Raw genomic sequence first — 26,430 nt, 5'->3', positions numbered from 1 at the left:
CGGAGTTGCTTAAGGCCACCGGAATTTAGCCGTCACGAGAAGGGCAGCACCCGCCGACGCCTGACATAGGACCCAGTCGCCCCCCCGACAAGGTGGCGCAGCACTGACGCGAATATCGTGCGCATCACGTCTCGACAGCATGGGGGTACTTGGATACTGCACGAGAAGGGCACGCATCTGCGGTGTGCCTGTAAGAAAGGCCAAGAGCATGAAAAGCCGCATCGCAGAGATCCTAGATACGGTCGCTGGGCTCGCTTCAGCGGGCTACGCGATTGGGCTCCATGTACGATTTGCCGCACCGACGTATCTTTTCCGGACGTATTCTCCCGAGTGGAATGAGCATTACAGCGCCTCCGGTCTGGTGATGCAGGATCCCGTCGTCGCCTGGGGCATGACGGAGACGGGGGCTGTCCGCTGGTCCGCCCTCAAGGACAGTGACCCCGCCGGCGTGCTCACCGATGCCGAGGAGTTCGGGCTGGCCTATGGCGCAACGGTAGGGCGTCTCGAGGACGGCTCCCGCACGGTCGCAGGTTTTGCGCGCCCGGATCGGGAATTCAGCGACCTCGAGCTGGGGCAGCTTCAATCCGCGGTGGCCGAGCTTCACGAGCTGACAAAAGAAGGCGTGCGCCTCTCGCCCGCGGACGAAAGAACGATACGGACCCGCTCCGTCACCGCGTGACGTGAATTCCGTCTTGCGCGTGTTCACAAATTGTTCGCATACTTCGATCATGTCGACCCATGCCCTCGATCCTCCCTTGCTCAAGCCGGGACAGCTCCTTGCGCGGGGCGTGTGCCGGCATCTCTTGAGCTACGATTTCGTCTCTGTCGAGGAACTGACCCCCACATCGGGCCTGCGTGTCGATGTCATGGCGCTCGGTCCGAAGGGCGAGGTCTGGGTGGTGGAATGCAAGTCGTCGCGGGCCGACTACCAATCCGACGGCAAGTGGCAAGGCTATCTCGACTGGTGCGATCGGTATTTCTGGGCGGTGGACGAGGCTTTTCCGACAGAGCTTTTGCCCGAGGATACGGGGCTCATGATCGCGGATGCCTACGACGCGGAGATCGTGCGCATGGGACCGGAGACAAAGCTCGCGCCCGCGCGGCGCAAGGTCGTCGTGCAGAAATTCGCGCGGCACGCCGCGCTGCGCCACCATGCGGTGCGCGACCCTGAGCTGTCACTCTCCTGGGGGTAGGGCCTAACGGCCCTTCAGCTCTGCCGCTTTTGCCGCAGCGAGGATTTCCTCTGCGATCTCGCGGGCCTCGTCTGGTTCGAAATCCATCGGGATCTCCGTGCGTCCCGCCTCGATGAACAGGCGCACCATGCCCTGGTCGGTGGGGCCGATCTGCAGGTTGGCTTCGATGTCACGTTCGTCGTTGATGCCCATGGTGCCTCTCCTCGGGGACGGAGGCTTGTATCCCCGGGCGCGCTTGACCCGCAAGCCCTCTCCGGGGACGGTGGCGCCATGGGCGTCAGGCTACGATCCTACCGCGCTGATGATGCGGCCTGGCTCACGGTCGAGCACGCAACGTCCTATGCGCGCGATGAGGGGTTCGACGACACGTTCGGGCCACTCGTAGCGTCAATCCTCGCGGCGTTCGATGCGCATGATCCGGCGCAGGAGCGGGGCTGGATCGCGGAGGACGGGGAGGGCGCTCGGTTAGGCTCCATTTTCTGCGTCAAAGGGCCGGCACAAGGGGTGGCAAAGCTGCGCCTTTTCTACCTGACGGAGGCGGCGCGCGGGCAGGGGCTTGGGCGACGCTTGCTCACCGCCTGCACCGATTTCGCGCGTGAGGCGGGCTACAGCCGGCTTACGCTCTGGACCCACGCGTCCCACCGGGCGGCCTGTGCGCTCTATGCTCGGAGCGGATTTCAGTGCGAGAGCAGCGTGCCAGTCCGCTCTTTTGGGGTGGATCTCGAGGAACAGGTCTGGACGCTCGATTTGTGAGGCGCGTGCGTGGCTCCGGGCTTGCAATGGGCGGGTGCTCTCAGTATGCCACGCGCCACGTGCCGACATAGCTCAGTAGGTTAGAGCGCTTGATTGTGGATCAAGAGGTCCCCCGTTCGAGCCGGGGTGTCGGTACCATTCTCCCTTTCTCAGGATCCTTCGCCCGGCGGCGCCAGCTGGATGGCGCGGATGAGCTCCGTTCCGGACGCGTCGAAGATCAGGAGGTTCTGCGCTTCGGTCACGACGAGGATGTTCTCTGCCGTTTGCGTGATCGCGATGACGCGAGTGCCCTCGGGCAGGGCAAGCTGCGCCGGTGCGGGAATGGAGCGAGGCGCATCCGTCAGGCGGATGACAAGCAGCGTGATGATAATTATGACGCCGAGGATCATCGTCGCCGTCAGAATGGTCACCAGGCGCCTTAGAAAGCGCAGGTTGGCCGCGTCGCCGGGCGACAAGTTCGGGTCTTCTTGGGGATCGTCGGCCATGGCCTCTGCGCCGCTTGTCTTTGAAATCAGGGCAGAACCGCCCCGACGTCTTGATAAGGCGCTTGCGCGAGATGTGCCAGCGGAAGCGGCACTCTCGCGGTCCCGGCTGGCAAAGCTTTTGGCGGAGGGATCCGTTCGCGTGGACGGGACCGTGGCCACCGATGCGAAGGCCCGGGTGGAGGAGGGGGCCGTGATCGAGATCGTCGTGCCTGATCCTGCCGCGCTCGATGTGGCCGCCGAAGACATCCCCCTCGAGATCGTCTTCGAGGACGCGCATTTACTCGTGGTCAACAAGCCTGTGGGCATGGCTGTCCACCCCGCGCCAGGCACGCCGTCCGGGACCCTCGTCAACGCGCTCCTGCACCATGCAGGCGATAGCCTGAGCGGGATCGGCGGCGTGGCGCGCCCGGGGATCGTGCACCGGATCGATAAGGACACGTCAGGCCTCCTCGTGGTCGCCAAGACGGATGCCGCGCATCACGGGCTCGCGGCGCAGTTTGAAGCGCATAGTGCGGAGCGACGCTATCTGGCGCTGGCCCATGGCGTGCCGGAGGCTGCGGATCCGCGCCTCAGGGGCTTGCGCGGTGTGAGCTTCGAGCCGGGCAATGTGATGAAGATCACGAGCGGCCTCGCACGGCACCGCACCGATCGTCAGCGGCAGGCCGTCTATTTCGACGGTCAGGGTCGCCACGCTGTGACACGCGCGCGGGTGCTCGAGGCATACGGTCAGCCGCCGGTTCTGTCATTGTTACAGTGCCAGCTGGAAACCGGGCGGACGCATCAGATCCGCGTCCACCTCGCCCATGTCGGCCACGGGCTGGTGGGCGATCCCGTCTATGGGGGGCAGCGCAAGATGAAATCGGGGGCGTTGAGCGCGCAAGGCCTTGAAGCCGTGAAGAATTTCAGCCGGCAGGCCCTCCATGCGGCTTCGCTCGGCTTCGTCCATCCCGTTACGGCGGACCGGCTAGCCTTCGAGGCCGAGCTTCCCGCCGACATGGCCGCGCTGATTGCGGCTGTAACGCACAGCACGGGTGCGTGAGGGACGTTTTCTCGCAGAAACGCACAGTCTAACTTTGCGTTAATGGAATAACAGCACGCGCGTGGTCTTGAACACTGAATGGACACGCAACATCTATGTTAAAAGCCGTCACATTTCGGCGGACACAACACACGGAGGACCGACCATGGCCAATTACGCAAACCTCCCCGCGCCGACACCCGAAGGCGGGCTGAACCGCTACCTTCAGGAAATTCGCCAGTTCCCCATGCTGGAGCCGGAAGAGGAGTACATGCTCGCCAAGCGGTGGGTCGAAGAGGAAGACACGGGCGCGGCGCACAAGATGGTGACCTCCCACCTGCGCCTCGCGGCCAAGATCGCCATGGGCTACCGCGGCTACGGGCTGCCGCAGGCCGAGGTCATCTCCGAGGCCAATGTCGGCCTGATGCAGGCGGTGAAGCGCTTTGACCCGGAAAAAGGCTTCCGGCTGGCCACCTACGCCATGTGGTGGATCCGGGCGTCCATCCAGGAGTACATCCTGCGCTCGTGGTCGCTTGTGAAGCTCGGGACGACGTCGGCGCAGAAGAAGCTCTTCTTCAACCTCCGCAAGGCCAAGAACCGCATCGGCGCATTGGAGGATGGTGACCTCCGCCCGGAAAACGTGAAGCGCATCGCCAACGATCTCGGCGTGACCGAAGACGAGGTGATCTCAATGAACCGCCGCCTGTCCGGCGGGGATGCGTCGCTCAACGCCATGGTGGGGTCCGAGGATGACAGCGCCACGCAGTGGCAGGATTGGCTCGAGGACGAGGACGCCGATCAGGCGACCGACTACGAGGAGCGCGACGAGATGACCGCCCGCCGGGAGCTCTTGGCCGAGGCGATGGACGTGCTCAACGATCGCGAGAAAGACATCCTCCAGCAGCGCCGGCTTTCCGACGACACGGTGACCCTCGAGGACCTGAGCGGGCAGTATGACGTGTCCCGTGAGCGGATCCGGCAGATCGAGGTGCGGGCGTTCGAGAAGCTGCAGAAGCGGATGCGTGAACTGGCGCGCTCGAAGGGCATGCTGAGCGCCTGATCCTTGCCACGGGCGCGCGTCGCGTCCTTGCTCAAATCCGAAGATCGAAGAAGGGGGCTTGGCGGCCCCCTTTTTCTTTGTGCATCCTAGCGTGAGCAAGGGAGGGCACATGGCGCATCTCAGGTGGGGCATACTCGGCGCGGCGAAATTCGCACGGGAGCATATGGGCCCGGCAATCCACGCCGCGCGGGGGGCTGAGCTTGCGGCCGTGTCCTCTCGGGATGCCGCAAAGGTGGCGCCCTTTCAGGAGATGGCTCCGGGATGCCGGGCCGTCGGCGGCTACGAGGCGCTTATCAATGACGCGGGTATCGACGCCGTCTACATCCCGCTGCCCAACCACCTGCATGTGGAATGGGCGCTGAAGGCGCTGGACGCAGGCAAGCATGTCCTCGTGGAAAAACCAGCCACCCTCCGCGCGCCCGAGTTCGACGATCTCATTGCCGCGCGGGAGGCCTCCGGCAAGCTCTGCGCCGAGGCCTACATGATCGTGCATCATCCGCAGTGGCACCGGGTGAAAGCCATGGTGGCGGACGGCGCCATCGGCGCGCTCCGGCACATCGCAGGCGCCTTCTCCTTCGACAATTCATCGGACACCTCCAATATCCGCAACACCGCCGGCATGGGCGGCGGCGCGCTGCGCGACATCGGGGTCTATATCTTCGGATCGGCGCGCTACGTCTCCGGCGAAGAGCCCGAGGTCAGGTCCGCGCGGCTCCGCATGGAGCAGGACTTCGACACCTTCGCCGATGTGCAGGCGATCACGCCGTCCGGGGTCACCTACTCGGCCTATGTCTCCACGCGCTTGCATCCGCGGCAGGTGATGGAGTTTCACGGGACAGAGGGGCTCATCCGCGTGACCACGCCGTTCAATCCCAATGTGTTCGATGGCGCACGGATCGAGCTCCACCAGCCCGATCTGGGCCTGCGCGTGGAGCGCTTCCCGGGCGACAATCACTACGTCTACCAGGTCGAGGCCTTCGGCGCGGCCGTAGCGGGCAAGGGCGCCTATCCTTGCCCGTTGGAATTTTCGCGCGGCACGCAGGTCATGATCGACCGCGTGCTCGAGATCGGGGAGGTGCTGTGATGGCCGACAAGGGTGAATTCGACGACGTGATGCCCGAAGCGCCGAGCAAGCGCGGGGACAAGGTGATCGAGGAGGGGCTGGGGCCGCGCTTCGTGTCCTCGATCATCATCTGGCTCATGATCCAGCTGGCGCAGACGCTCATCGCGTTCATCACGGTGGTGCAGTTCATCTTCCTTCTCATCGACCAGAAGAAGCCCAACCCGCGCCTTGCGGGTTTCGGCGAGGATGTGGGGATCTGGGTGGCGAAGGCCACGCGCTACCAAGCCGGGGCGAGCGAGGTGAAGCCGTGGCCCTGGACCGAGCTCGACTAGACAGCACAGCGCCGCCGAGGCTCGCCCGTGTGGCCTAGCGGCGGGCGGTGTCTCGGATAGGCTTCAATGGAAAGGAGCCTGTCCATGTCTGCGGATTTCTGGAACAGGATCGCCGCCCGCTATGCGCGCGACCCGATCTCCGATATGGCCGGCTACCAGGCGACGCTCGAGCGTACCAAACACTATCTCACGCCCACGGCGCATGTCTTGGAGCTGGGTGCAGGCACAAGCTCCACCGCGCTCGAGCTCGCGTCCCGCGTGGCGCGGTACCATGCCACGGATGTCTCCTCCGAGATGGTGCGCATCGGTCGTCAGAAGGCCGAGGGTACATCGATCGAGATCACTGTCGCCGACGCGGATGCGCCCGAGCTTCACACGGGTGATTACGACGCCGTCCTCGCCTTCAACCTCCTACACCTCGTGCCCGACCCGGCACGTACGCTTGCCCATGTGCGAAAGATGTTGGGCCCGGGTGGCGTCTTCATTTCAAAGACCGCTTGCCTGGGAGATGCAGCCCTCGCGCGCAGGTCTCTCATCGGGGCGATGATCCCGATCATGCAGGTGCTGGGGAAGGCACCGAGGCCGGTCCATTTCCTGCGCGGTCCTGCCCTCCTCGAGATGATCCGTGCAGCGGGCTTCGACATTCTGGAAGAAACCAGCAGCGGCGCGGCACTCCCGCGCCATTACATCGTCGCGCGGAAGGTCTAGCTTCTCGACCTGATAAAGTAGCCTGAGCTGGCCAAAAGCTCCCTGATCTCTTGGGGTGATTTGAGCCCGTCGCGGTGGATCATCGCGTGGCAATTCGGGCAAACGGCCACGAGGTCTTTCTCCGGGTCGACGAGGTGCGCCTCTTGGCGGTCACCGAGCGGATCGAGATGGTGGATATGGATGAACCCCGTGCCGACAGGCCCGTATCGTTCTTCGAAATCCAAGTCGCAGCAGACACATCGGAGCCGCCCGCCATTCTGTCGTTTGTTTGCAAGAACCGCCAAGCGCCTCAGCTCAGGGTCGCGCTGATACCTGTTCGTGGTGATCTGGCGTTCGGCACCGTCGACCCTCGACATGCTCGAAACGTCACCGGGAGCGAGAGCCGGGCGGTCGGCGCCAGAGAGCAGAAAGAAGAAGGTCCGCGCCTTGCGGGCTTCCGTTCCCTGCGCGCCGCTAAACCCAACTTGCGCCTCGCCCAGATAGCGAGAGGTATACTCAACGCACTCCGCCAGCGCCTTGGCCCAAAGTCGCTCGTGGATTTCCTGTCCATGGGTAATTTCAGCCAGGTCGAGCCGCTGCGCCGTAGCCCTTACCTGTCGATTTCCTCCCCGGTCCTTGGTCCAATCAGGCTCCAATGCGCGCATGACCCAGCCAAAGGGCACGATGGGGCCATGCGGAGCATCGAGCGCAAGGAACAGGCGTGTCGTGCGAAGATCTTTCGCGTAGTCCCGCGGGCGGGTGGCCTTTCGCTCAAGATAGGATAGGCGCCCGCCTCGAGATCCATCTTAGCCCTCCATGGCCTCCAGCTCGTCGATGAAGCCCTCGATCATGCTCAGTCCCTTGTCCCAGAAGGCGGGGTCGGAGGCGTCGAGGCCGAAGGGGGCGAGGAGCTCCTTGTGGTGCTTCGAGCCACCGGCCTTGAGCATGTCGAAATACTTCTCTTGGAAGTCGTCGCCGCCCTCTTCGTAGACGGCATAGAGCGCGTTCACGAGCCCGTCGCCGAAGGCATAGGCGTAGACGTAGAAGGGCGAGTGCACGAAGTGGGGAATGTAGGCCCAGAACGTCTCGTAGCCTTCCATGAAATTGAAGACCGGGCCGAGGGATTCGGCCTGCACCGACATCCAGAGCGCGTTGATGTCGTCGGGCGTGAGCTCGCCCTCCGCACGCGCTGCGTGGAGTTTGCACTCGAAATCGTAGAACGCGATCTGGCGCACGACGGTGTTGATCATGTCCTCGACCTTGCCGGCCAGCAGCACTTTCTTCTGCTCCTGCGTCTCGGCCGCGGCGAGGAGCTTGCGGAAGGTGAGCATCTCGCCAAAGACGCTCGCGGTCTCCGCCAGCGTGAGCGGCGTGGAGCTGAGGAGTTCGCCCTGACCCGCGGCCAGCACTTGATGCACGCCGTGCCCCAGCTCATGGGCCAGCGTCATCACGTCCCGCTGTTTGCCGAGATAGTTGAGCATCACGTAGGGGTGCGCCGTCGTCACCGTCGGATGGGCGAAGGCACCGGGCGCCTTGCCCGGCTTCACCGGGGCGTCGATCCAGCCTTTCTTGAAGAACGGTTCGGCGAGGTCGGCCATGCGCGGATCGAAGGCCGAATAGGCCTCCATCACCATCTGCTCGGCGGTGTCCCAGCCCACGACCTTTTCGTCCTCCATGGGCAGCGGCGCGTTGCGGTCCCAGACCTCCAGCGTGTCGAGACCGAGCCACTTGGCCTTGAGCTTGTAGTAGCGATGCGACAGGCGCGGATAGGCGGCGACGACGGCGTTGCGGAGCGCCTCCACCACCTCGGCCTCTACATGGTTGGCGAGGTGGCGGCCCGTCTGCGGCGTCGGCATCTTGCGCCAGCGGTCCTCGATCTCTTTTTCCTTGGCGAGCGTGTTGTGCACGCGGGCGAAGATCTTCACGTTTTCCTGGAAGGTGGCGGCGAGCGCCCGTGCGCCGGACTCGCGCTTGGCGCGGTCCTGCTCGGAGAGGAGGTTCAGGGTGCCCTCGATGCCCAGAACCTCGCCGTCGACGTCGAATTCGAGCCCCGCGATCGTCTCGTCAAAGAGCCGGTTCCACGCCGCCGCACCCACGGTGGATTGATCGTGCAGGAACTTCTCGAGCTCGTCGGAGAGCTGGTGCGGCTTCATCGCGCGCATGCGGTCGAAGACGGGCTTGTAGCGCGAGAGTTCGGCGTTTTCGGCCACGAGCCCCGCGAGGTGGTCGTCGGGCAGGCGGTTGAATTCGAGCGACCAGAAGACGAGCGGCGTCGTGGCCACGGTCATCCGGTCCTGCGCATCGGCCATGAACTTTGCCCGCCCGGCATCGGTCGTGACCTGGTAGTAGCGTAGTCCGGCAAAGGACATGAGCTTGCCACCGATGACGTCGATCTCCTCGTAGCGCTGAACCGCCCGCAAGAGGCCGGACGCGTCGAGCGTGGCGAGCTTGCCTTCGTACTCCGTGGCAAAGGCGCTGCACTCCTCCTCGATCCAGGCCATGTCCGACGCGAATGCCGGGTCATCTTCGCCCGCGTAGAGATCGCTCAGGTCCCATTCGGGGAGGTCGCCCAGGTCCTTGGTGCCGTGGCTCGGATTCGCGTCATGATACATGGAGGGCCTTTCGGATTGCTTGGGGGACTATGTGTGGCCTGCCGCGGGCGGGGGCAAGCGTGGAGGGGGCGGAATGCCTCCGGCGGGAGTTTTTAGGGCCAATGGAAGGAGGGACCTCATCTTTCACTGGCGAAGACTGCGCTGGGGGGCGCCTTCCTTTGCGTCCTTGGTTCGAGCAATAGGGGCGGCGGGCTGGCCGGCAGGATCAAAAGTCAAAGAGGCGCGCGGGGTTCGTCACGAGGATCTTCTCGCGGATCTCGCTCGAGGGGCAGGTCGCGTCGAACGCCTCCAGCAGGGTGTTGGCGCTGGGCTGGGCGGCATCGGCCAGCATCAGGAAGGGCCAGTCCGTACCCCAGAGGAGCGCGTCGGGGTTGGCTGCGATGGCGGCCTGCAAGAAAGGCGCGGCCGCGTCGTATGGCGCGGGACACAGGCGGTAGAGCGCGGAGAGCTTCAGGTGCACATGGTCCTCGCCCACGAGGGCGAGGAGCGTCTGGAAGCCCGGATCGTCCACACCGAGCGTGAGGTCGGGCCAACCCAGGTGGTCGATGACCAGTGGCGTGGGCAGGGCGCGGATGTCGCCCGCGATCTCGCGCACGTGGAGATGGCTGTGGAGCAGCATCTGGATGTGCAGACCGTGATCGGCGAGGGCGGGGGCCATCGCTTTTGCGCCGTCCCATGTCAGCACGCCGCCATGCACGTAGTTGAGCCGCACCGCCACCATCCGCGCCTCGGCGAAGGCTGCGATGTCCTCGCTGCGCGCGCCGTCTGCGAGGAGGCCCACGCCCTTGGCCTTGTGACCGAGCCTGCGCACGGCCTCCATCGTGAGGCTGTTGTCCGTGCCGTAGAGGATCGAATGCACGAGGACGGCCCGTTCGAAGCCCAGCGTCTCCATGACACTCGTGTAGCGCGCGAGCCATGTCTCGAGCGCGGCCTCATCGGCGGGGTCTTCTACGCGGCCTTCCCAGAGCGGGAAGTCGCTCCCCACGAGGTGAAGGTGGCTGTCCACCGCGCCCGGTGGCGCGCGCCGCGTGGGGCGCTCAGGGGCAGGGGGCATCAGGGCGCGCGGCATGGGCTCACTCCGTGGCGTGCGCGCGGCGCACGGTCATCCGTAGGTCTCGAGCATCGCGGTGAGATCGTCAAACGTGTTGGCCTCGTGGAGCGGCTTGTCCTTGCGCCACCGGCTCATGCGCGGGAAGCGCAGCGCCACGCCGGATTTGTGCCGCGTGGAGGCCTGGATCCCCTCGAAGGCGATCTCGAAGACGTGGTGCGGCGTCACCTGCCGCACGGGGCCGAAGCGCTGGAGCGTGTTCTTCTTCACCCAGGCGGTGATCTCGCGGAATTCCTTGTCGGTGAGGCCGCTATAGGCCTTGGTGAACGGCACGAGATCATTGCCCTTCCACACCGCGAAGGTGAAATCGGTGAAGAGGTTCGCCCGCCTCCCGTGGCCCGCCTGAGCGTAGATCATGACCGCATCGATCACGAGCGGATCGACTTTCCATTTCCACCAGTCGCCTTTCTTTCTGCCGCTGAGATAGGGCGAGGCCTTCCGCTTGAGCATGAGGCCTTCGGCATTGGCCTCCCGGCTGCCCTCGCGGGTCGCGGCAAGGCCCGCCCAACTCTCGAACGGGACGGTCGGGGAGAGCTGCACGGGGCAGCCCTCAGGCAGCGCGCGCACGAGGGCCTCGAGCTGCGCGCGGCGTTCGGCCATGGGCCGCGCGCGCAGGTCTTCGCCGCCATGCTCGAGGAGGTCGTAGGAATGGAGCACCACCGGCGCCTCGGCCAGCAGCTTCTTCGGCACGGTCTTCCTCCCGATCCGCTTCTGGAGCTGCGCGAAGGGCAGGGGCGCACCACCCGACCAGGCGAGCACCTCGCCATCGATCACGGTGCCGTCGGGCAGGAAATCCCGCGCCTGCGCGAGCTCCGGGAAGTGGTCGGTCATGAGCTCCTCGCCGCGCGACCAGAGGTGATGCTCACCGCCCCGCACGATGAGCTGACCCCGTATCCCGTCCCACTTCCACTCCGCTTGCCACTCGTCCGGCTGGCCCAGCTCCTCGGGCGGGTCGTCGAGCTGGTAGGCGAGGTAGAAGGGGTAGGGGCGCGACAGGTCGGCGGCCGGATCGTCTTCTTCGATGAGGCGGGTCCAGCTCGTCGTTTCGGGCGTCCACGCGCCCATGAGCTTGTGCGTGATCACCGGCTCGTCCTTACCGGTGGCCTGGGCCAGTGCGCGGGTCATGAGCTTCTGGCTGACACCCACGCGGAAGCCTCCGGTGAGGAGCTTGTTGAAGAGGAAGCGTTCGGTGGTGTCGAGCTCGTCCCAGGCGGCGAGGACGATGGCCTTTCTCTCTTCCTCCTCGAGCGCCGGCAATGACTTGATGACACCGATCCAGTGGGTGAGCGAATGGTCGCTCTCGCGCTGCGGTGGTGGGAGGACGAGGGCAATGGTTTCTGCCAGATCACCCACGACCGGATAGGCCTCCTCGAAAAGCCAGAGCGGGATACCGGCCCGCTCGGCGGCCCAGCCCCGCAGGAAGGGCGTCGTGAGCGTGCGCTTCGGGCGCCGCCCCGAGAAGAGCCCGATGCACCAGAGCCTGTCGTCCTCCGGCGCGGTCTCGAAATAGGATTTGAGGGCGGCGACCTTGGGCAAGGTCTTCGTCGTCTGATCGATCTTCGTGAAAAGCGCGGCGAAGTCTTTCATGCCTGCGCCTCGATGAAGGCGGCGGCTCGGGCCACGGCGTCATCCGCGAGCGGAGAGGAGCCCGCCATGAAGTGCCAGGCATGGGGCATGGACCGGACTTTCTCGAGGGTCACTTGCGCGCCGCATCCAGCCAGCCGCGCGGCGATCGCATCGCTGTCTTCCTCGAGGAACTCTTCTTTCACGCAATGGATGAGCGTGGGCGGCGCGCCGGTGTAGTCGCCGTGGACGGGCGCGAGGCGCGGGTCGCGCGCGTCCGCGTCGCGGGCATAGGCCGCGCCGATGCGGTGCAGCAGGACCTCGGGGAAAAGCAGGTCGTTCGCCTCGGGCACCGGGCGCTCCGGGTCGACGATCGTGGCCGGGCTGAAAAGAACGGTGCCGCCGATCTCTGTACCGGTCCGGAGCGCATGCTGGAGCGCCACGAGCGCCAGGCATCCGCCGGCACTGTCTCCCCCGAGAAAGATCGGCCCGAGATCACGCCGCCAGCCCCCGGCCGCGTCCGCGGCAGCCTCCACGTCATCGGCGGCAGCGGGGAAGGGGTTCTCGGGGGCGAGGCGATAGGCGGGCGCGAGGATGGCGGCATTGGCGGCCTTGGCGAGATGCGTCATAAGCACGAGATGCGTCTCTGGCGCGCCGAGCACGAACCCACCCCCGTGGATGTAGAGGAGACGCCGCGTCGGGGCCTTGGGCAGGATCTCCAGCGCGCCGAGCGGCCCGAGCGCCACCGACCGCCAGGAGATGCCCTTGGCGCGGGCGGATCGGCGGAGGCGGGCGGCGAGGCGAAAGCCCCGGCGATGGCTCTCCCAGCTCGCCTCCCGGCGCAAGCTGGGCTGCACGATGCGCTGCGCGCCCCAGGCGATGACGCGGTCGCGCCAGTGGCGGGGCTGGCCGTCCCAGGGAAATGTTGCGGTCATGCGGCCTCGTTGGCGGTGTCGTCCGAGGCGTCGAGACTGTCGCCCTCGTAATCGGTCTCAACGATGGCGGCGTCATAGCCTTGGGCCTCGAGCCATTGGCGGAAGACGGAGGTGTATCCATGGGTCACGAAGATCCGCTCCGCGCCCGTCTCTCCGATGGCCTCGTTGAGCCCGGCCCAGTCCGCGTGATCGGACATCACAAATCCGCGGTCCGCGGCGCGGCGCCGGCGCACGCCCCTGAGCGCCATCCAGCCTGAGGCAAAGGCGGAGGACGCGCCGCTGAAGCGGTGCGACCATGAGGAGCCGAGGGCCGAAGGCGGAGCGACGATGAGGGCGCCGGGATGGTCCCTCGCCTTGAGATCTGGCGTGACACGGAGCGTGTCGGGAAGCCGGTAGCCCTGTTTGCGCAGGACTTCGTTCGTGTTCTCCACCGCGCCATGGGTCAGGATCGGCCCGATGTCAGGCTCCACGGCGGCGAGGATGCGCTGGGCTTTTCCGAGGCTGTAGGCGCCGATGATGGAGGGGCGTCCCTCCGCCGCGTTCTTGCGCCACCACGCGTTGAGCGATGCTCGGACCTGCGGTTCGGGCGTCCAATTGAAGACGGGGAGGCCAAAGGTGCATTCGGTGATGAAGGCGTGGCAGGGCACGGGCTCGAAGGGCTCCGAGAGCCCATCGTCGACCACCTTGTAGTCGCCCGAAGCGACCCAGACCTCACCGGCCACCTCCACGCGGATCTGCGCAGAGCCCGGCACGTGGCCCGCCGGGAAGAAGCTGACCTCCGCATCTCCGATGCGCCGCACTTCGCCGTAGGACACCGTGTCGAGCGCGATGTCTCCGAGACGGTAGCGGATGACCGGGGCCGCGCCGTCCGTGCTGAGATAGCGCCCCATGCCCGGGCGGGCGTGATCGGCATGGCCGTGGGTGATGAGCGCGCGATCCACCGGGCGCCAGGGATCGATGTAGAAATCGCCCGCTGCGCAGTAAATCCCGCGATCCGTGAAGCTCAAAACCATGAGCCTAGGGTAGCAGGCCAAGGGCGCTTGCCAAGCGGAGCCGCCCGTGATGCTCTCGCGCGGGTCAAAGGGAGGGCACCATGGGCATTTCAGATTTCAAGAGCCGCATGATGGCCGGGGAGATGCTCGCGGGCACCTTCTTGAAGACACCGGCCTACGAACTCGTGGAGGTGCTCGCCGGCTCCGGCCTCGATTTTCTCTGCCTCGATGCCGAGCACGCCCCGTTTGACCGCGCGCGGATGGACATGTGCCTCGCCATCGGCCGGGCGCTTGATTTTCCCATCCTCGTGCGTCCCGGTGCGAATGCCGCGCCGGATATCCTGCAAGCCCTCGACGCCGGAGCCGTGGGGATCGTCGCGCCCCATGTGGATAGCGCGGAGAAGGCGGCGGCGCTGGCGAAAGCGGGGCATTTCGGGCTGGGCGGGCGCGGCTATGCCGGCTCGACGCGCTGGGCAGGCTTTGCCACCCGCAAGATGCCGGAGATCCTCGATCAGACGTCTGAGACGATCCTCATCGCGCAGATCGAGGAGCCTGCGGGCGTGGAGGCCGCTGACGCCATCGCCGCCACGCCGGGCGTGGACGGGCTCTTCCTCGGGCCCGCGGACCTGTCGGTGGGATACGGGAAACGCGACCAAAGCTCGGACGAATTGGCCGCGGCCTATGCGACCTGTGGCGCAGCCGCCAAGGCACATGGCAAGGCGTACATGACCTTTGTCGGAAACGCAGTGCAGGCAGAAAGCCTCGTGCATCACGGGCTGACGGTCTTCTTCATCGCGTCCGAGCACAACTGGCTCCGGGCGGGCGCCGCAGCGGAGGCCATGGGCGTTCACAAGATCAAGGGCTAGGTCCAGGAGGCCTTGGCCAAGGTGGCCGCTTTGAAGTGCTCCGCGCAGGCGTCGAACACCGCCTGGCGCACGTCGGGCTCCTCCATCATGACCTCGTGCTCGGCATCCTTGAATTCGATGAGCCGACCGCCGGGCCACTCCTCCATGCGCCGCTTGATGCGCGCAGGATCGACGATGCGCTCGTTCGTGCCGAGAAAGCAAAGCCCTGGCATCTCAGGCGAGGGCCGCGTGGAGAGGGTGCGCATCTCCCGGAGGGCCTCACGCAGCCAGATGATCGAGGGCGAGCCCAGCGCGATCTCGGGATGAGCCCGCGCCTGCCGCGCCATGTACTCCCACGTTTCGCGATCGTTGGTGAGCGTGTTGTCCTCGAATTCGCCGTCGAGCACGTAGACGATATCGTTGGTGCCGGGTGACTTCATGTTGCCGAGCCCAATTGGCGGCAGGACCGAGCTTAGCGTCCAGGCCACGGGCCTGAGGCCGGCCGAAATCTGAACGCCCCACATCGGTGCCGAAAACGCACAGGCGGCGACGTCGAGGCCGTCGAGCACGGCCCGGAGGCCGATGCATCCGCCCATGGAATGGCCGAGGAGGAACCACGGCCGCGGCAAGTCGAGCTGGCGCGCCGCGTCCATCACGGCGGCCACATCGTGCTGGTAGTCGCCGAAGCGCATGACATGGCCGATCCGGCCGTCTTCGAGCATGCGATCCGCAATGCCTTGCCCGCGCCAGTCCACGGCAACGGTCGCAAAGCCGCGCGTTTTCAGTTCGGTCGCCGATCGACCGTATTTTTCGACGTATTCCGTCCGCCCCGGAAAGATGAACACCGTCCCGTGCGTCCCGCCCTCGGGCCAGACGCCGATCCTGATCCGGAGGCCGTCGGAGGCGAGCAGCCAATGGGCTGACCCGCCGTCGGGCCCTTCGGCGACATCGGTATGGAGCGGTGCCGCCTCCATGGTGCCTAGCCCAGGACGCCCGCGAGCTTCATGGCCATGCCCATGTCGCCATCGACGCTGAGCTTGCCGGTCATGAATGCGGTCGTGGGGTTCACGTTGCCGTCGAGAATGCCCTTGAAGGTATCCGCGTCGGCCTTCAGCGTGACGTCAGCGTCACCATCGTCGGCGCGCACGCCGTCACGGTCGATGATGATCGAGCCTTCGTCGGCGATCTCGAATTTCGCGGTGCCGTCGAAGCCGCCGTCCACCTTCTCCTTGAGTGCGGCTACGGCCGTGTCGATCATGCTCATGTCTTGCTCCTTGCTTTCGCTCAGGCTGGTATTTGTCCTGCCCTCGGCTACATTCAATCGCGTCATGCTCACGTTTACAAACATCCGTCGATATACCGTTGCGGCACTTCTGATGGGGGTCGGGTTTTCCCTACCCGCCGCGGCGCAGCAAACAGACCTGGACCCGCTCTTTGAGCGTTTGCAGAACGTGGACCCCGCGGACTACGCGCCGCTCGAGCAGAAGATCTGGCAGGAATGGTCCAAATCGGGCTCGCCGGCCATGGACCTGCTTCTGGAGCGCGGCGAGGCTGCTCTTCAGGACGAGGATTTCGAGGCAGCCATAGAGCATCTCACGGCTCTGACGGACCACGCGCCGAAATTCGCGCAGGGCTTTCACGCTCGGGCGACGGCCTACTACAACGTCGGCAAATTCGGCCCGGCGCTCGCTGATCTGCGCCGCGCGCTGGCGCTGGAGCCGCGGCATTTCGGGGCCATGTCCGGCCTCGCGGTCATTCTTGAAGAGCTCGACATGCCCGAGGAGGCGCTTGAGGTCTACCATGCCGTGCGGGCTATACATCCCCACCGCGAAAACCTATCGGCGACGATAGAGAGATTGGAAAAAGCGACGGCGGGCCAGCGCCTTTGAACGACTGGCCCCTGTCTCGGGGGAGCACGCATGGCTGAGATGGGGCGGATCACCGCCGTCTTGGGGCCGACCAACACAGGCAAGACGCATTACGCGATCGAGCGCATGATCGCCTATCCCACGGGCATCATCGGGCTGCCTCTGAGGCTCCTTGCGCGCGAGGTCTACGACCGCATCGTCAAGCTGCGGGGGCCGTCCGTCGTGGCGCTCGTGACCGGAGAAGAGCGCATCGTGCCCGATCGCGCGGCCTACTGGGTCTGTACCGTCGAGGCGATGCCCGAGGGGCTCGGCTGCGATTTCGTGGCCATAGACGAGATCCAGATGTGTGCAGACCTGGACCGGGGGCATGTTTTCACGGACAGGCTCTTACATGCGCGCGGGACGCACGAGACGCTCTTCATGGGCGCGGATACGATGCGTTCCGCCATTTCTGCCATGGTGCCCAAGGCGCAGTTCCTGAGCCGGGAGCGATTCTCGGAGCTGACCTATACGGGCGAAAAGAAGCTCTCCCGCATGCGGCCCCGGTCGGCGGTGGTGAGCTTCAGCGTGGAGAATGTCTATGCCATCGCCGAGCTGCTGAAGCGTCAGCGGGGCGGGGCGGCCGTGGTCATGGGCGCACTCAGCCCGCGCACGCGGAACGCGCAGGTGGAGCTCTACCAGAACGGCGACGTGGACTTCATGGTCGCCACCGATGCCATCGGCATGGGGCTCAACCTCGACGTGGAGCACGTCGCGTTCTCCGGCACGCACAAGTTCGACGGGCGGCGCATGCGCCCCCTCATGGCGGGCGAGCTCGGCCAGATCGCCGGACGGGCCGGGCGCTATCGTACGAATGGCACGTTCGGTGTTACCGGTGAGGCAAGCCCGCTCCACGAGGAGGTCGTGGCGTCCATTCAGGAGCATCGCTTCGCGCCGGTGAAGAAGCTGCAATGGCGCAACTCGCGGCTCGAATTCGGCTCTCCCGAGCGGCTGATCCAGAGCCTGGAAGCGCCGACCTCCGACCCCTGGCTCACACGGGTGCGGGAAAGCGATGACCTCGCAGCGCTAAAGGCGCTGACGAGCGAGGCCGAAGTGCGTGCGAGATCGACGACTGGCTCCTCTGTGCGCCTTCTCTGGGACGTGTGCCGCGTGCCGGATTTCAGGGGCATCTCCCCCACGGAGCATGCCGGGCTCCTCGCGCAGATCTTCAAGTATCTCCACGAGGCGGGCCAGATCCCCAATGACTGGTTCCGACGGCAGGTGGCGCGGATCGACCGCACGGAAGGCGATATCGACACGCTTTCCAAGCGCTTGGCGTTTGTTCGCACATGGACCTACGTCGCGCAGCGCGCGGGCTGGGTGGAGGACGAATCCCATTGGCGCGGCGAGACCCGTGCCGTAGAAGACCGCCTGTCAGACGCGCTGCACACCGCGCTGACCGCGAGATTTGTCGACCGGCGCACGAGCGTCCTCATGCGCCGGTTGAAACAGAAGGAGAGGCTTTTGGCCGAAGTGAACGATCAGGGTGAGGTGACCGTGGAAGGTCACGTGGTGGGCAAGCTGGAGGGCTTTCGGTTCCGTCAGGACGAAAGCTCCTCCGCCGGAGAGGCCAAGACGCTGCGCTCCGCCGCGCTTCAGGCGCTCGCGCCCAAATTCCACCTGATGACAGACCGCTTCTACAACGCGCCCGATACAGAGATCGACTTCACCGAGCAGGGTGGCCTCATGTGGGGTGACCAGGCCGTGGGCAAGCTCGTGCAGGGCTCTGACCCGTTGAAGCCGCAGGTGAAAGCCTTCGTCGACGACGAGGCAGGGCCCGAATTGGCCGAGAAGGTCGCGCGCCGGTTGCAGCATTTCATCGATCGCAAGATCGCCGCGCTCTTCGAGCCGCTCATCGCCATGCAGCGCGATGAGGCGCTCACCGGGCTCGCGCGCGGCTTCGCCTTCCAGATGGTCGAGGCGATGGGGATCATGCCCCGCGCGGCCGTGGCAGATGACGTCAAGAATCTCGATCAGGACGCCCGTGGCCTCCTGCGCAAGCACGGCGTGCGCTTCGGACAGTTCACGATCTTTCTTCCGCTTCTCTTGAAGCCGGCGCCCACGCGCCTGCGGCTTGTGCTCATGTCACTGGCCAAGGGCGTGGATGTCTTCCCCGAGAGCCCTCCGCCCGGCCTCGTGTCCATTCCCACGGACAAGGACGCCGAGGATTGGTTCCATACCGCGGCAGGCTACCGCGCGGCCGGGGAGCGCGCGATCCGGATCGACATGCTCGAGCGCCTCGCGGACATGATCCGGACGCAGGACACGCGCGGCGGCTTTGAAGCGAGCGCCGACATGCTCTCCATCACGGGCATGACGCTAGAGCAATTCGCCGATCTCATGCAAGGCCTAGGATACCGCGCGGAGAGGGGCGAGCAGGTGAAACCCGCAAAGCCCGCGCCTGTCGTCGAGGACGCCGATGCCGGCATTCCTCAGCCGCCCGCTCCGCCTCCGACGCCGCCCGCCCCGCCGCCCTCCGAGGTCCCGGGAGAGACGCCTGGCGACGCGCCGGGGGAGGTGCCTCCACCGCCGCCTGCCGATCTGCCCCCGGATGCGCCCAAGCCTCCCGCGGAGGCGGCCTTGCCCGTGCCGGAGACTGGGCCGGAGACTGGGCCGGAGACCGCGCCGACCGAGGCGCCCACAGCGGAGCCAGCCGAGGCGGACGCCGCGCCGGAGATGGAGGTTTTCTTCACATTCACATGGGGTGGCGGTCGCCCGCGGGGAGCGCGTCCCGATGGCGCGAAACCCCGTGGCAAGGGTGGCAAGCCGCAGGGCCGTGGCAAAGGCCCGGCCAAGGGCAAGGGGGGCAAGCCGCAGGCGCGCGGACCCAAGACCTACGAGGCCAAGCCTCAGAAGAAAGACAAGATCGACCCGGACAATCCCTTCGCCGCGGCCCTCATGGGCCTCAAGGGCAAGGAGTGAGTGAGACCGACAGCATCCGCGTCGACAAGTGGCTTTGGCAGGCGCGGTTCTTCAAGACGCGCTCGCTTGCTGCGCGGGTCGTGTCGGAGGGGAAGGTTCGCGTGAACTCCACGCCGATCTCGAAGCCATCGCGCGCCATCGCACCGGGCGATGTGCTGACATTTCAGCAGCAGCGCGATGTGCGCGTCATTGAACTGGTTGCCGTCGGCACACGCCGTGGCCCAGCCCCTGAGGCACAGCAGCTCTACAAGGATCTCGCGCCGCCCGAAGCGCGCCCGCCGCGCGAAGAGCAGCATCCTGCCCGTGACCGGGCGGGGCGTCCCACCAAGCGGGATCGGCGCGCCATAAGTCGCCTTGAAGGCTCGGTCTTTGACGACTAGTTCTGCGGCACGAAAAGAGGACCGAACCCCCGATGACCTACGTGGTGACCGACAATTGCATTGAGTGCAAATTCACCGATTGCGTGGAAGTCTGCCCCGTGGACTGTTTTTACGAGGGCGAGAACACGCTGGTGATCCACCCCGATGAATGCATCGACTGCGGCGTGTGCGAGCCGGAATGCCCGGCGGATGCGATCCGGCCCGACACCGAGCCGGACATGGACAAGTGGGTCGAGTTCAACCGCAAGTATTCGCTCCAATGGCCCAACATCATCACGAAGAAAGACCCCATGCCCAACGCGGAGGAGCGCGACGGGGAAGAGGGGAAGCTTGAGAAGTACTTCTCCGAGGCACCCGGCGAGGGGGATTAACGCCGCGCAACGCCCTGAGAACGCGGCGGATTTTAAGAAGAGCTTACTTTTTCCTGATTCGTGTGCTATGTATTCAACGATGAAAATGTAGCCGACCCATCCCTTGCTGCCGCACTGGATGGTTTTTTTGACCCAATTCACGCCGTGCATCCCCAGCGTCGCCGCTGGTGCAGGGCGATTTGTCGTCTCAAGACCGGCGCTATTGCTTGAGGAAGGACCCAGATGAGCAAGAGCAAGAAAAGCGAGTTCAGTCCGAACGACTTCGTCGTGTACCCCGCCCATGGCGTGGGCAAGATCGTCTCCATCGAGGAGCAGGAGGTCGCGGGGATCTCTCTCGAGCTGTTCGTGATCTCGTTTGAGAAGGACAAGATGACGCTCCGCGTGCCGACGCACAAGGCGACGGAGGTGGGCATGCGCCCGCTCGCCGGGCCCGACGTGGTGAGCCAGGCCATGAAGACGCTGAAGGGCAAGGCCAAGGTCAAAAAAGCCATGTGGTCGCGCCGCGCGCAGGAATACGAGCAGAAGATCAATTCCGGCGATCTCATCGCGATTGCCGAGGTTGTGCGCGACCTGCACCGCCAGGATGATCAGCGCGAGCAATCCTATTCCGAGCGTCAGCTCTACGAAGCCGCGCTTGAGCGCCTCACGCGCGAGATCGCCGCTGTGAATGGGGCCGAGGAGGCTGTCGCAGGCGAGGAGGTCGCAGAGGTCCTCACGTCGCGCGCCGCAGCCTAGGCGAGCCGCCCCAACCAATTTTGAGAAGGCGCCCGGTTTCGGGCGCCTTTTTTCGTCAGAGCAAGGCCGCGAGGGTCAGCCAGCCCGCGAGTTGCGTGACTTGCTGGGCCGCGCCGAGGATGTCCCCGGTCTGCCCGCCAATCTTCGCGAGCGCGAGACGGCCCATTCCCGCGGCGACGCTGGCGACGACGATCCCCGCCGCGAGCCCGTCCCATCCAAGCGGCAGCAGGGCCACGAGGCCAAGCGCTGCCGCCAGCCAGATCGCTGCGCGCGGGGGGCGGCCGATGGCGGCGCTGACACCGCCCGGCCGGGCATGGGGCAGACCCATGAGCGCGGGCATGACGGCGCGGGAGGCGATCGGCAGGGAAATGATCGCCCAGTAGGCCCCCGCACGGAGGAGCTCGGAGAGCGCGAGCGATGACATGAGCACCATCATCACCAGGGCAAGGACGCCGTAGGCGCCGATGCGGCTGTCGTTCATGATCTCGAGCCTGCGCGCAGGCGTCCATCCGCCCCAGAGGCCGTCGGCTGTATCGGCGAGGCCGTCCTCGTGAAGCGCCCCCGTCACGACGATCGTGGCCGCAAGCCCCAGCGCGGCGGCAAGGCCACTGGAGAGGCCCAGCCTGGAGGCCGCGAAGGCTATGGCTGCCAAAAGCACCCCGACGAAGAGCCCGGCGAGCGGATAGGCCCATGCACTTCTCGCGCCTCGCGCCACGGCCCAGTCTCCATCGACGGGGATGGGCAACCGCGTCAGGAAACCGAGCGCCGCAGGAATGTCGCGCCAGTCGATGACGCTTTCGGTCCTTTCCATGCCTCGCTCCCGCTTGCCCTGCGCTGGGGCCGGGGTAAAGAGGCCGGGAGCACGTATCAAGAAGAAGGCATCCATGGCCCGTTTCTCCACTCTCGCTGAATTTGCCGACCGCCTGGCCGAAGCTCCTGGCCCCGATAAAGCCGCGCGCCAAGCGGCCCACGCCCGCAACGGACAACTCACCAAGCCTCCCGGTGCGCTCGGTCGCCTCGAGGATGTCGCGATCTGGCTGGCAGGCTGGCAGGGGACGGAGACGCCTCGGCTCGCCAAACCACAGATCCTGATCTTTGCAGGCAACCACGGCGTGGCGGCCCGCGGCGTCTCCGCGTTCCCCGCGGAGGTCACCGCGCAAATGGTGGCGAATTTCGAGCATGGCGGAGCGGCGATCAACCAGCTCGCCGACGCGTTCGGAGCTGAGATGAAGGTGATTGCGCTCGACCTCGGCACGCCGACCGCGGATTTCACGGCAGCACCCGCCATGACGGAGGCGGAATGCGTGGCAGCATTGGCCGCCGGCTGGGACGCGGTGGACCCGGACGCGGAAATTCTCGTCACCGGGGAGATGGGCATCGGGAACACGACGTCGGCTGCCGCACTCTGCACCGCTCTCTACGGCGGCGACTGGGTCGGCCGCGGCACGGGGGTCGACGATACCGGCCTCGCGCGCAAACGGCAGGTGGTGTCTGAAGGCGTGGATCGGCATGGCGGGGCCGGGCCCCTCGATATGCTGGCGCGCCTCGGTGGGCGTGAGCTTGCCGCCATGGCCGGCGCCATCGCCGGGGCGCGGGCCCATTCCATTCCGGTGCTTCTCGATGGCTTCATCTGCTCGGCCGCCGCTGCAATCCTCGCAGAGACCGAGGCGGGTGCACTCGATCACTGCCTCGCCGGGCACCAAAGCGCGGAGACCGCGCACGAGGCGCTCCTTGAGAAGATCGGAAAGGAGCCGCTCCTCGCGCTCGGCCTAAGGCTCGGCGAGGGCTCCGGGGCCGCGCTTGCGCTGGGCGTCATGAAGGGCGCCGTCGCGTGCCATTCCGGCATGGCCACCTTCGCGGAGGCGGGCGTCAGCGACGGCTAGTGCTCTTTTTCCGCGGCGGCGACGATCTGGGTCTCCACCTCTCGCTCAAGCTCTTTCGCCCGCGTGATATACGCCTTGTTTTGCGAAAGCGGCAAGCCCGGTTTCCAGAGCTCTGCGAGCTCGGCGAGCACGTGGCGGTCATGGCGGTAGAACGTCTTTTCATGCTCGTAGGCATCGAATTCCGCCACATCCATGGCCTGAAGCACGTAGCGCCCCGCCCGCAGCGAACTGTCGAAGGTCTCGCGCACCGTTTGTGACGCGCCCGCTTGCACGAGTTCGTAGGTGTGGATGCGGTCTCGCGCGCGGGAGATGATGTGGAGGTCGGGCCTCACCCGCCGGGCATAGCTGACGAGCGTCTTGGCCGCCTGGTCATCATCGACGGCCACCACCAGCACCTTGGCCTCCGTGAGCCCCGCGGCCTGGAGGAGGTCCGGGTTCGTCGGGTCGCCGTAGTATCCCTTGAAGCCGAGAGCGCGCATGAGCTGGATCGTTTCGAGATTGTTGTCGAGAACCGTGGCTGTCATGCCCGCCGATTGCACCATGCGGTTGACGATCTGACCGAAGCGACCGACGCCCGCGATGATGATCCGGCCCTCGGCATCGATCTCGTCCGGCTCCGGGTGCTCGAGATCGCCCAACCTGTGCGCGAGGCGCTCGTAGGCGATGAAAAGCAGCGGTGTCATGAGCATGGAGAGCGCCACGATGAGCAGAAGGATCTGCGAGAGCCGTTCGGGAAGCACCCGTGTCTGCGCCGCAAAGGCGATGAGGACGAAGCCGAACTCCCCGGCCTGGGCCAGTGAGAGCGTGAAGAGCGCGTGGGCCCTCCCGCGGAGCCGGAACACCCAGCCGAGAAGATAGAGCACGGTGCCTTTGAGCGCGATGAGGCCGAGCGTTGCGCCGAGGATGGTCGCCGGCGCGGAGGCGAGAAGGCCCAGATCGATGCCCGCGCCGACGGTGATGAAGAAGAGGCCGAGGAGGAGCCCCTTGAAGGGCTCCACCGCGCTTTCGAGCTCGTGCCGGAATTCAGACGAGGCAAGGACGACGCCTGCCACAAAGGCCCCGAGGGCAGGGGAGAGCCCCACCATGTTCATGAGCACGGCGATCGAGACGACGATGAAGAGGGCAAAGGCCGTATTGAGCTCGCGCAGGCGTGTCCTCGCGATGAGGTGATAGAGCGGCCCCGTCAGGTAGCGCCCCACGAGGGCGATGGCGGCCACGGCGCCGAGGGTGGCGAGCGTGACGCCCCATTGTGGCAGGCCATCGAGCAGATAGACGGTGCTGTGCGTGTCTGCGGCCGCGTCCTCGAAGGTCCGCGTGATGGATCCGTCCGGGGCCCCGACGACATCCGGCACAATCGCAAGGAGGGGCAGGATCGCCAAAAAGGGAATGACGGCGATGTCCTGCGCGAGAAGCACCGAGAAGGCCGAACGCCCCCCGCCGGTGGCCATGAGACCTTTCTCCGTGAGCGATTGCAGGACGATGGCCGTGGAGGACAGCGCGAAGATGAGCCCGATGGCCAGCGATGTCTGCCAGGGAAAACTGAGGGCCATGCTTGCGGCCATGATCGCCCCGACCGTCACCGCGATCTGGAGGCCGCCGAGGCCCACGAGGCGGGTCCGCATGGCCCAGAGCGTCCGCGGGTCGAGTTCCAGGCCGATGATAAAGAGCATCATCACCACGCCGAACTCCGCGAAGTGCTGGATGTCTTCGATGTCGCTGACGAGGCCAAGGGCGGGCCCGATGCAAAGCCCGGCGACGAGGTAGCCCAGCACGGAGCCGAGCCCAAATCGCACGGCGAGCGGCACCGCTATGAGACCGGCGCCGAGATAGAGCGTGGCTTGCAACAGGAACTCGGTCACAGCGGCAATCCCGCGTCGGCTTTGGGCTGGTCCATGACGATCTGGCTCTGGACGCGCGCGACCGCGTGCATGGGCAGGATCACGTCATGGATGAGGTGATTGAGGCGCGCGAGATCGGGGGTAAAGACCCGGAGCAGGTAGTCCGCCTCACCCGTGAGCGTCCAGGCGCTGATGATCTCGGGGCGCGCGCGGACGGTGCGAAGGAACTCGGCGGCATGGGCCGGGACCTGGCTGCCCATCTGAACCTGTATGAAGGCCTGCACGTCGAGCCCGAGTTTCGCAGGCTCGATCCGCGCGGTGTACTGCCGGATGAAGCCCGATGCCTCCAAGCTCTGTCGTCTCCGACCGGCTTGCGAGGCGGAGAGCCCGAGCGCCTCGCCAAGCTGATGCGTCGTGAGCTGTGCATCGCGCTGAAGGGCGGCGAGAAGCCGGATGTCTGTCGGATCAAGGGCCATCATGATGAAAGTCTGCAAGATGGCCGCCAATTGCGCAATTTTTCTGTGACATTCGTCCCCTGAAAGTTCGTTTTGCGCGGAAGCGGCATGGATTGCGGCACATATCTTCATCAAACAGAGGAGATAGTCATGGGTCCGTTCCCTCACGACGCGCCGCGCGCCAAGATCACCGAAGACAATCCCGCAGGCACGGACGGTTTCGAGTTCGTGGAATTCGCCCATCCTGACCCGGATGAACTCCGCGCCATTTTCCGCGCCATGGGCTACCAGCACACCGCCACGCACAAAGCGAGGGCGATCGAGCTCTGGCAGCAAGGGGATATCACCTACGTGATCAATGCCGAGCCCGGCTCCCATGCCGCGCAGTTCATCGAGGATCACGGCCCCTGTGCACCCTCCATGGCGTGGCGGGTCGTCGATGCCGAGCACGCCTTCCGCCACGCCGTTGCGCACGGGGCCGAGCCCTATGACGGCCCGGGCAAAGCGGTGAACTGGCCCGCCATCAAGGGCATCGGTGGCTCGCTGATCTATTTCACCGACCAGTATTTCGACGAAAACCCCTACAACGAGGAATTCGACTGGGTGGCGGCGGCCCATCCCGAGGGCGTGGGGTTCCATTATCTCGATCACCTGACCCACAACGTCTTCAAGGGGAACATGGAGACGTGGTTCCGCTTCTACGGCGATCTCTTCAATTTCCGCGAGATCCGCTTCTTCGATATCGAGGGGAAGTACACGGGGCTCCTGTCGCGGGCGCTCACCTCACCGTGTGGCCGCATCCGCATCCCGATCAACGAGGACCGGGGCGAGACCGGGCAGATCGTGAACTATCTGAAGAAATACAACGGTGAGGGCATTCAGCACATCGCCGTGGGCGCCCGGGACATCTACGACGCCACGGATGCCATCGCCGATCTCGGCGTGACATTCATGCCCGGCCCGCCGGACACGTATTACGAGCTCTCCAAGGATCGCGTGCAGGACCACGAAGAGCCCATCGACCGCATGAAACGACATGGCATCCTGATCGACGGCGAAGGGTTCGTCGACGGGGGCGAGACCAAGATCCTGCTGCAGATCTTCTCGAAGACGGTCATCGGGCCGATCTTCTTCGAGTTCATCCAGCGCAAGGGAGATGACGGCTTCGGCGAGGGTAATTTCAAAGCCCTCTTCGAAAGCATCGAAGCAGAGGAAATGGCCAACGGGGAGTACGGAACGGCGGCGGAGTGATCTCCGTCCCGCGCCAGCTTGGAGTGCGCCGCTGGTGCGCGA

General features: G+C 65.6%; 29 protein-coding genes and 1 tRNA gene. 17 read left to right on the top strand and 13 right to left on the bottom strand.

Going from position 1 to position 26,430, the window contains the following annotated elements:
• Positions 1–208 precede the first annotated feature (208 nt).
• Together AAFM92_07635 and AAFM92_07630 are read left to right on the top strand one after the other, a co-directional pair.
• Positions 209–679, top strand: coding sequence for an autoinducer binding domain-containing protein (locus AAFM92_07635; protein ID MEL7300239.1), 471 nt, complete (start codon positions 209–211; stop codon positions 677–679).
• Between the two features lie 49 nt (positions 680–728).
• Positions 729–1,193 carry an MmcB family DNA repair protein gene (locus AAFM92_07630; protein ID MEL7300238.1) on the top strand — a complete coding sequence of 155 codons (465 nt, stop codon included), beginning with the start codon at positions 729–731 and terminating at the stop codon, positions 1,191–1,193.
• Between the two features lie 3 nt (positions 1,194–1,196).
• On the opposite strand, the gene AAFM92_07625 is transcribed toward AAFM92_07630, so the two are convergent.
• A complete protein-coding gene (locus AAFM92_07625) occupies positions 1,197–1,385 on the bottom strand; it encodes a DUF6324 family protein (GenBank protein MEL7300237.1) in 189 nt (62 codons plus the stop codon).
• A 78-nt stretch (positions 1,386–1,463) separates the two neighbouring features.
• Between AAFM92_07625 and AAFM92_07620 the strand changes: the two genes are divergently transcribed.
• Positions 1,464–1,946, top strand: a complete 483-nt coding sequence (locus AAFM92_07620) for a GNAT family N-acetyltransferase (GenBank protein ID MEL7300236.1) — start codon at positions 1,464–1,466, stop codon at positions 1,944–1,946.
• Positions 1,947–2,007: 61 nt separating this feature from the next.
• Positions 2,008–2,084, top strand: a tRNA-His gene (locus tag AAFM92_07615).
• Between the two features lie 11 nt (positions 2,085–2,095).
• On the opposite strand, the gene AAFM92_07610 is transcribed toward AAFM92_07615, so the two are convergent.
• Positions 2,096–2,431: a DUF6476 family protein gene (locus AAFM92_07610; GenBank protein ID MEL7300235.1), complete on the bottom strand. Its 336-nt coding sequence runs from the start codon at positions 2,429–2,431 to the stop codon at positions 2,096–2,098.
• Between AAFM92_07610 and AAFM92_07605 the strand changes: the two genes are divergently transcribed.
• From AAFM92_07605 to AAFM92_07585, 5 genes are all read left to right on the top strand, one after another.
• Positions 2,430–3,470: an RluA family pseudouridine synthase gene (locus AAFM92_07605; GenBank protein MEL7300234.1), complete on the top strand. Its 1,041-nt coding sequence runs from the start codon at positions 2,430–2,432 to the stop codon at positions 3,468–3,470. The genes AAFM92_07610 and AAFM92_07605 overlap by 2 nt on opposite strands.
• A 145-nt stretch (positions 3,471–3,615) precedes the next feature.
• Positions 3,616–4,509 (top strand): RNA polymerase sigma factor RpoH, encoded by an 894-nt coding sequence (gene rpoH, locus AAFM92_07600; protein MEL7300233.1) that lies wholly within the window; start codon positions 3,616–3,618, stop codon positions 4,507–4,509.
• Between the two features lie 109 nt (positions 4,510–4,618).
• The gene (locus AAFM92_07595; protein MEL7300232.1) at positions 4,619–5,593 is read left to right on the top strand and encodes a Gfo/Idh/MocA family oxidoreductase; all 975 of its coding nucleotides are present in this window, start codon (positions 4,619–4,621) and stop codon (positions 5,591–5,593) included.
• Complete coding sequence (locus AAFM92_07590) at positions 5,593–5,904, top strand: DUF4389 domain-containing protein (GenBank protein MEL7300231.1); 312 nt, start codon at positions 5,593–5,595, stop codon at positions 5,902–5,904. Before AAFM92_07595 ends, AAFM92_07590 begins: the two co-directional genes overlap by 1 nt.
• Before the next feature lie 84 nt (positions 5,905–5,988).
• Positions 5,989–6,612, top strand: coding sequence for a class I SAM-dependent methyltransferase (locus AAFM92_07585; GenBank protein MEL7300230.1), 624 nt, complete (start codon positions 5,989–5,991; stop codon positions 6,610–6,612).
• Here the strand turns inward: AAFM92_07585 and AAFM92_07580 are convergent.
• From AAFM92_07580 to AAFM92_07555, 6 genes are all read right to left on the bottom strand, one after another.
• Entirely contained in the window at positions 6,609–7,256 is a 648-nt protein-coding gene (locus tag AAFM92_07580) for a hypothetical protein (protein MEL7300229.1), read from the bottom strand. The two genes, AAFM92_07585 and AAFM92_07580, sit on opposite strands and share 4 nt — an antisense overlap.
• Positions 7,257–7,397: 141 nt before the next feature.
• Positions 7,398–9,203 carry a M3 family oligoendopeptidase gene (locus AAFM92_07575; protein ID MEL7300228.1) on the bottom strand — a complete coding sequence of 602 codons (1,806 nt, stop codon included), beginning with the start codon at positions 9,201–9,203 and terminating at the stop codon, positions 7,398–7,400.
• Positions 9,204–9,408: 205 nt separating this feature from the next.
• A complete protein-coding gene (locus AAFM92_07570; protein ID MEL7300227.1) occupies positions 9,409–10,272 on the bottom strand; it encodes an amidohydrolase family protein in 864 nt (287 codons plus the stop codon).
• 33 nt (positions 10,273–10,305) lie between these two features.
• Positions 10,306–11,898 carry an ATP-dependent DNA ligase gene (locus tag AAFM92_07565; GenBank protein ID MEL7300226.1) on the bottom strand — a complete coding sequence of 531 codons (1,593 nt, stop codon included), beginning with the start codon at positions 11,896–11,898 and terminating at the stop codon, positions 10,306–10,308.
• The gene (locus AAFM92_07560) at positions 11,895–12,809 is read right to left on the bottom strand and encodes an alpha/beta hydrolase fold domain-containing protein (protein MEL7300225.1); all 915 of its coding nucleotides are present in this window, start codon (positions 12,807–12,809) and stop codon (positions 11,895–11,897) included. Before AAFM92_07560 ends, AAFM92_07565 begins: the two co-directional genes overlap by 4 nt.
• Positions 12,806–13,822, bottom strand: coding sequence for a ligase-associated DNA damage response exonuclease (locus AAFM92_07555; protein ID MEL7300224.1), 1,017 nt, complete (start codon positions 13,820–13,822; stop codon positions 12,806–12,808). Before AAFM92_07555 ends, AAFM92_07560 begins: the two co-directional genes overlap by 4 nt.
• A gap of 80 nt (positions 13,823–13,902) precedes the next feature.
• On the opposite strand from AAFM92_07555, the gene AAFM92_07550 reads away from it, so the two are divergent.
• On the top strand, positions 13,903–14,667 hold the full coding sequence (locus AAFM92_07550; protein MEL7300223.1) for an aldolase/citrate lyase family protein: 765 nt from the start codon (positions 13,903–13,905) through the stop codon (positions 14,665–14,667).
• Here the strand turns inward: AAFM92_07550 and AAFM92_07545 are convergent.
• Both AAFM92_07545 and AAFM92_07540 read right to left on the bottom strand, forming a co-directional pair.
• Entirely contained in the window at positions 14,664–15,620 is a 957-nt protein-coding gene (locus AAFM92_07545) for an alpha/beta hydrolase (protein ID MEL7300222.1), read from the bottom strand. The two genes, AAFM92_07550 and AAFM92_07545, sit on opposite strands and share 4 nt — an antisense overlap.
• A gap of 5 nt (positions 15,621–15,625) precedes the next feature.
• Positions 15,626–15,910: an SCP2 sterol-binding domain-containing protein gene (locus AAFM92_07540; protein MEL7300221.1), complete on the bottom strand. Its 285-nt coding sequence runs from the start codon at positions 15,908–15,910 to the stop codon at positions 15,626–15,628.
• 64 nt (positions 15,911–15,974) lie between these two features.
• On the opposite strand from AAFM92_07540, the gene AAFM92_07535 reads away from it, so the two are divergent.
• The 5 genes from AAFM92_07535 to AAFM92_07515 all read left to right on the top strand — a co-directional run bounded on the left by AAFM92_07535 (position 15,975) and on the right by AAFM92_07515 (position 20,961).
• Entirely contained in the window at positions 15,975–16,535 is a 561-nt protein-coding gene (locus AAFM92_07535) for a tetratricopeptide repeat protein (GenBank protein ID MEL7300220.1), read from the top strand.
• Positions 16,536–16,565: 30 nt separating this feature from the next.
• Positions 16,566–19,475: a helicase-related protein gene (locus AAFM92_07530; GenBank protein ID MEL7300219.1), complete on the top strand. Its 2,910-nt coding sequence runs from the start codon at positions 16,566–16,568 to the stop codon at positions 19,473–19,475.
• Complete coding sequence (locus AAFM92_07525) at positions 19,472–19,855, top strand: RNA-binding S4 domain-containing protein (protein MEL7300218.1); 384 nt, start codon at positions 19,472–19,474, stop codon at positions 19,853–19,855. The genes AAFM92_07530 and AAFM92_07525 overlap by 4 nt, the downstream gene beginning before the upstream one ends.
• Before the next feature lie 32 nt (positions 19,856–19,887).
• The gene (fdxA, locus tag AAFM92_07520; GenBank protein MEL7300217.1) at positions 19,888–20,226 is read left to right on the top strand and encodes a ferredoxin FdxA; all 339 of its coding nucleotides are present in this window, start codon (positions 19,888–19,890) and stop codon (positions 20,224–20,226) included.
• Positions 20,227–20,448: 222 nt separating this feature from the next.
• Complete coding sequence (locus tag AAFM92_07515; protein MEL7300216.1) at positions 20,449–20,961, top strand: CarD family transcriptional regulator; 513 nt, start codon at positions 20,449–20,451, stop codon at positions 20,959–20,961.
• A gap of 55 nt (positions 20,962–21,016) precedes the next feature.
• Here the strand turns inward: AAFM92_07515 and cobS are convergent, their stop codons facing one another.
• Complete coding sequence (gene cobS, locus AAFM92_07510; GenBank protein MEL7300215.1) at positions 21,017–21,772, bottom strand: adenosylcobinamide-GDP ribazoletransferase; 756 nt, start codon at positions 21,770–21,772, stop codon at positions 21,017–21,019.
• Between the two features lie 73 nt (positions 21,773–21,845).
• Here cobS and cobT point away from each other — a divergent pair, with 73 nt between their 5' ends.
• The gene (cobT, locus tag AAFM92_07505) at positions 21,846–22,844 is read left to right on the top strand and encodes a nicotinate-nucleotide--dimethylbenzimidazole phosphoribosyltransferase (GenBank protein ID MEL7300214.1); all 999 of its coding nucleotides are present in this window, start codon (positions 21,846–21,848) and stop codon (positions 22,842–22,844) included.
• Here cobT and AAFM92_07500 read toward each other — a convergent pair.
• Positions 22,841–24,703 (bottom strand): cation:proton antiporter, encoded by a 1,863-nt coding sequence (locus AAFM92_07500; GenBank protein MEL7300213.1) that lies wholly within the window; start codon positions 24,701–24,703, stop codon positions 22,841–22,843. The genes cobT and AAFM92_07500 overlap by 4 nt on opposite strands.
• Entirely contained in the window at positions 24,700–25,158 is a 459-nt protein-coding gene (locus AAFM92_07495) for an Lrp/AsnC family transcriptional regulator (protein ID MEL7300212.1), read from the bottom strand. The genes AAFM92_07500 and AAFM92_07495 overlap by 4 nt, the downstream gene beginning before the upstream one ends.
• A gap of 129 nt (positions 25,159–25,287) precedes the next feature.
• Between AAFM92_07495 and hppD the strand changes: the two genes are divergently transcribed.
• The gene (gene hppD / locus AAFM92_07490) at positions 25,288–26,388 is read left to right on the top strand and encodes a 4-hydroxyphenylpyruvate dioxygenase (protein MEL7300211.1); all 1,101 of its coding nucleotides are present in this window, start codon (positions 25,288–25,290) and stop codon (positions 26,386–26,388) included.
• Positions 26,389–26,430 lie beyond the last annotated feature (42 nt).

This window comes from Pseudomonadota bacterium, assembly GCA_038533575.1.
GTDB lineage: Bacteria > Pseudomonadota > Alphaproteobacteria > Rhodobacterales > Rhodobacteraceae > Shimia_B.
Note: the sequence above shows the minus strand (reverse complement) of the source record. Positions and strands in the feature narration are given on the sequence as shown.

What these genes read in the sequence shown, in the direction of transcription:
- AAFM92_07635 (MEL7300239.1), top strand. Translation starts at nt 209, where the DNA reads ATGAAAAGCCGCATCGCAGAGATCCTAGATACGGTCGCTGGGCTCGCT.
- AAFM92_07630 (MEL7300238.1), top strand. Translation starts at nt 729, where the DNA reads ATGTCGACCCATGCCCTCGATCCTCCCTTGCTCAAGCCGGGACAGCTC.
- AAFM92_07625 (MEL7300237.1), bottom strand. Translation starts at nt 1,385, where the DNA reads ATGGGCATCAACGACGAACGTGACATCGAAGCCAACCTGCAGATCGGC.
- AAFM92_07620 (MEL7300236.1), top strand. Translation starts at nt 1,464, where the DNA reads ATGGGCGTCAGGCTACGATCCTACCGCGCTGATGATGCGGCCTGGCTC.
- AAFM92_07605 (MEL7300234.1), top strand. Translation starts at nt 2,430, where the DNA reads ATGGCCTCTGCGCCGCTTGTCTTTGAAATCAGGGCAGAACCGCCCCGA.
- AAFM92_07610 (MEL7300235.1), bottom strand. Translation starts at nt 2,431, where the DNA reads ATGGCCGACGATCCCCAAGAAGACCCGAACTTGTCGCCCGGCGACGCG.
- rpoH (MEL7300233.1), top strand. Translation starts at nt 3,616, where the DNA reads ATGGCCAATTACGCAAACCTCCCCGCGCCGACACCCGAAGGCGGGCTG.
- AAFM92_07595 (MEL7300232.1), top strand. Translation starts at nt 4,619, where the DNA reads ATGGCGCATCTCAGGTGGGGCATACTCGGCGCGGCGAAATTCGCACGG.
- AAFM92_07590 (MEL7300231.1), top strand. Translation starts at nt 5,593, where the DNA reads ATGGCCGACAAGGGTGAATTCGACGACGTGATGCCCGAAGCGCCGAGC.
- AAFM92_07585 (MEL7300230.1), top strand. Translation starts at nt 5,989, where the DNA reads ATGTCTGCGGATTTCTGGAACAGGATCGCCGCCCGCTATGCGCGCGAC.
- AAFM92_07580 (MEL7300229.1), bottom strand. Translation starts at nt 7,256, where the DNA reads ATGCGCGCATTGGAGCCTGATTGGACCAAGGACCGGGGAGGAAATCGA.
- AAFM92_07575 (MEL7300228.1), bottom strand. Translation starts at nt 9,203, where the DNA reads ATGTATCATGACGCGAATCCGAGCCACGGCACCAAGGACCTGGGCGAC.
- AAFM92_07570 (MEL7300227.1), bottom strand. Translation starts at nt 10,272, where the DNA reads ATGCCGCGCGCCCTGATGCCCCCTGCCCCTGAGCGCCCCACGCGGCGC.
- AAFM92_07565 (MEL7300226.1), bottom strand. Translation starts at nt 11,898, where the DNA reads ATGAAAGACTTCGCCGCGCTTTTCACGAAGATCGATCAGACGACGAAG.
- AAFM92_07560 (MEL7300225.1), bottom strand. Translation starts at nt 12,809, where the DNA reads ATGACCGCAACATTTCCCTGGGACGGCCAGCCCCGCCACTGGCGCGAC.
- AAFM92_07555 (MEL7300224.1), bottom strand. Translation starts at nt 13,822, where the DNA reads ATGGTTTTGAGCTTCACGGATCGCGGGATTTACTGCGCAGCGGGCGAT.
- AAFM92_07550 (MEL7300223.1), top strand. Translation starts at nt 13,903, where the DNA reads ATGGGCATTTCAGATTTCAAGAGCCGCATGATGGCCGGGGAGATGCTC.
- AAFM92_07545 (MEL7300222.1), bottom strand. Translation starts at nt 15,620, where the DNA reads ATGGAGGCGGCACCGCTCCATACCGATGTCGCCGAAGGGCCCGACGGC.
- AAFM92_07540 (MEL7300221.1), bottom strand. Translation starts at nt 15,910, where the DNA reads ATGAGCATGATCGACACGGCCGTAGCCGCACTCAAGGAGAAGGTGGAC.
- AAFM92_07535 (MEL7300220.1), top strand. Translation starts at nt 15,975, where the DNA reads ATGCTCACGTTTACAAACATCCGTCGATATACCGTTGCGGCACTTCTG.
- AAFM92_07530 (MEL7300219.1), top strand. Translation starts at nt 16,566, where the DNA reads ATGGCTGAGATGGGGCGGATCACCGCCGTCTTGGGGCCGACCAACACA.
- fdxA (MEL7300217.1), top strand. Translation starts at nt 19,888, where the DNA reads ATGACCTACGTGGTGACCGACAATTGCATTGAGTGCAAATTCACCGAT.
- AAFM92_07515 (MEL7300216.1), top strand. Translation starts at nt 20,449, where the DNA reads ATGAGCAAGAGCAAGAAAAGCGAGTTCAGTCCGAACGACTTCGTCGTG.
- cobS (MEL7300215.1), bottom strand. Translation starts at nt 21,772, where the DNA reads ATGGAAAGGACCGAAAGCGTCATCGACTGGCGCGACATTCCTGCGGCG.
- cobT (MEL7300214.1), top strand. Translation starts at nt 21,846, where the DNA reads ATGGCCCGTTTCTCCACTCTCGCTGAATTTGCCGACCGCCTGGCCGAA.
- AAFM92_07495 (MEL7300212.1), bottom strand. Translation starts at nt 25,158, where the DNA reads ATGGCCCTTGATCCGACAGACATCCGGCTTCTCGCCGCCCTTCAGCGC.
- hppD (MEL7300211.1), top strand. Translation starts at nt 25,288, where the DNA reads ATGGGTCCGTTCCCTCACGACGCGCCGCGCGCCAAGATCACCGAAGAC.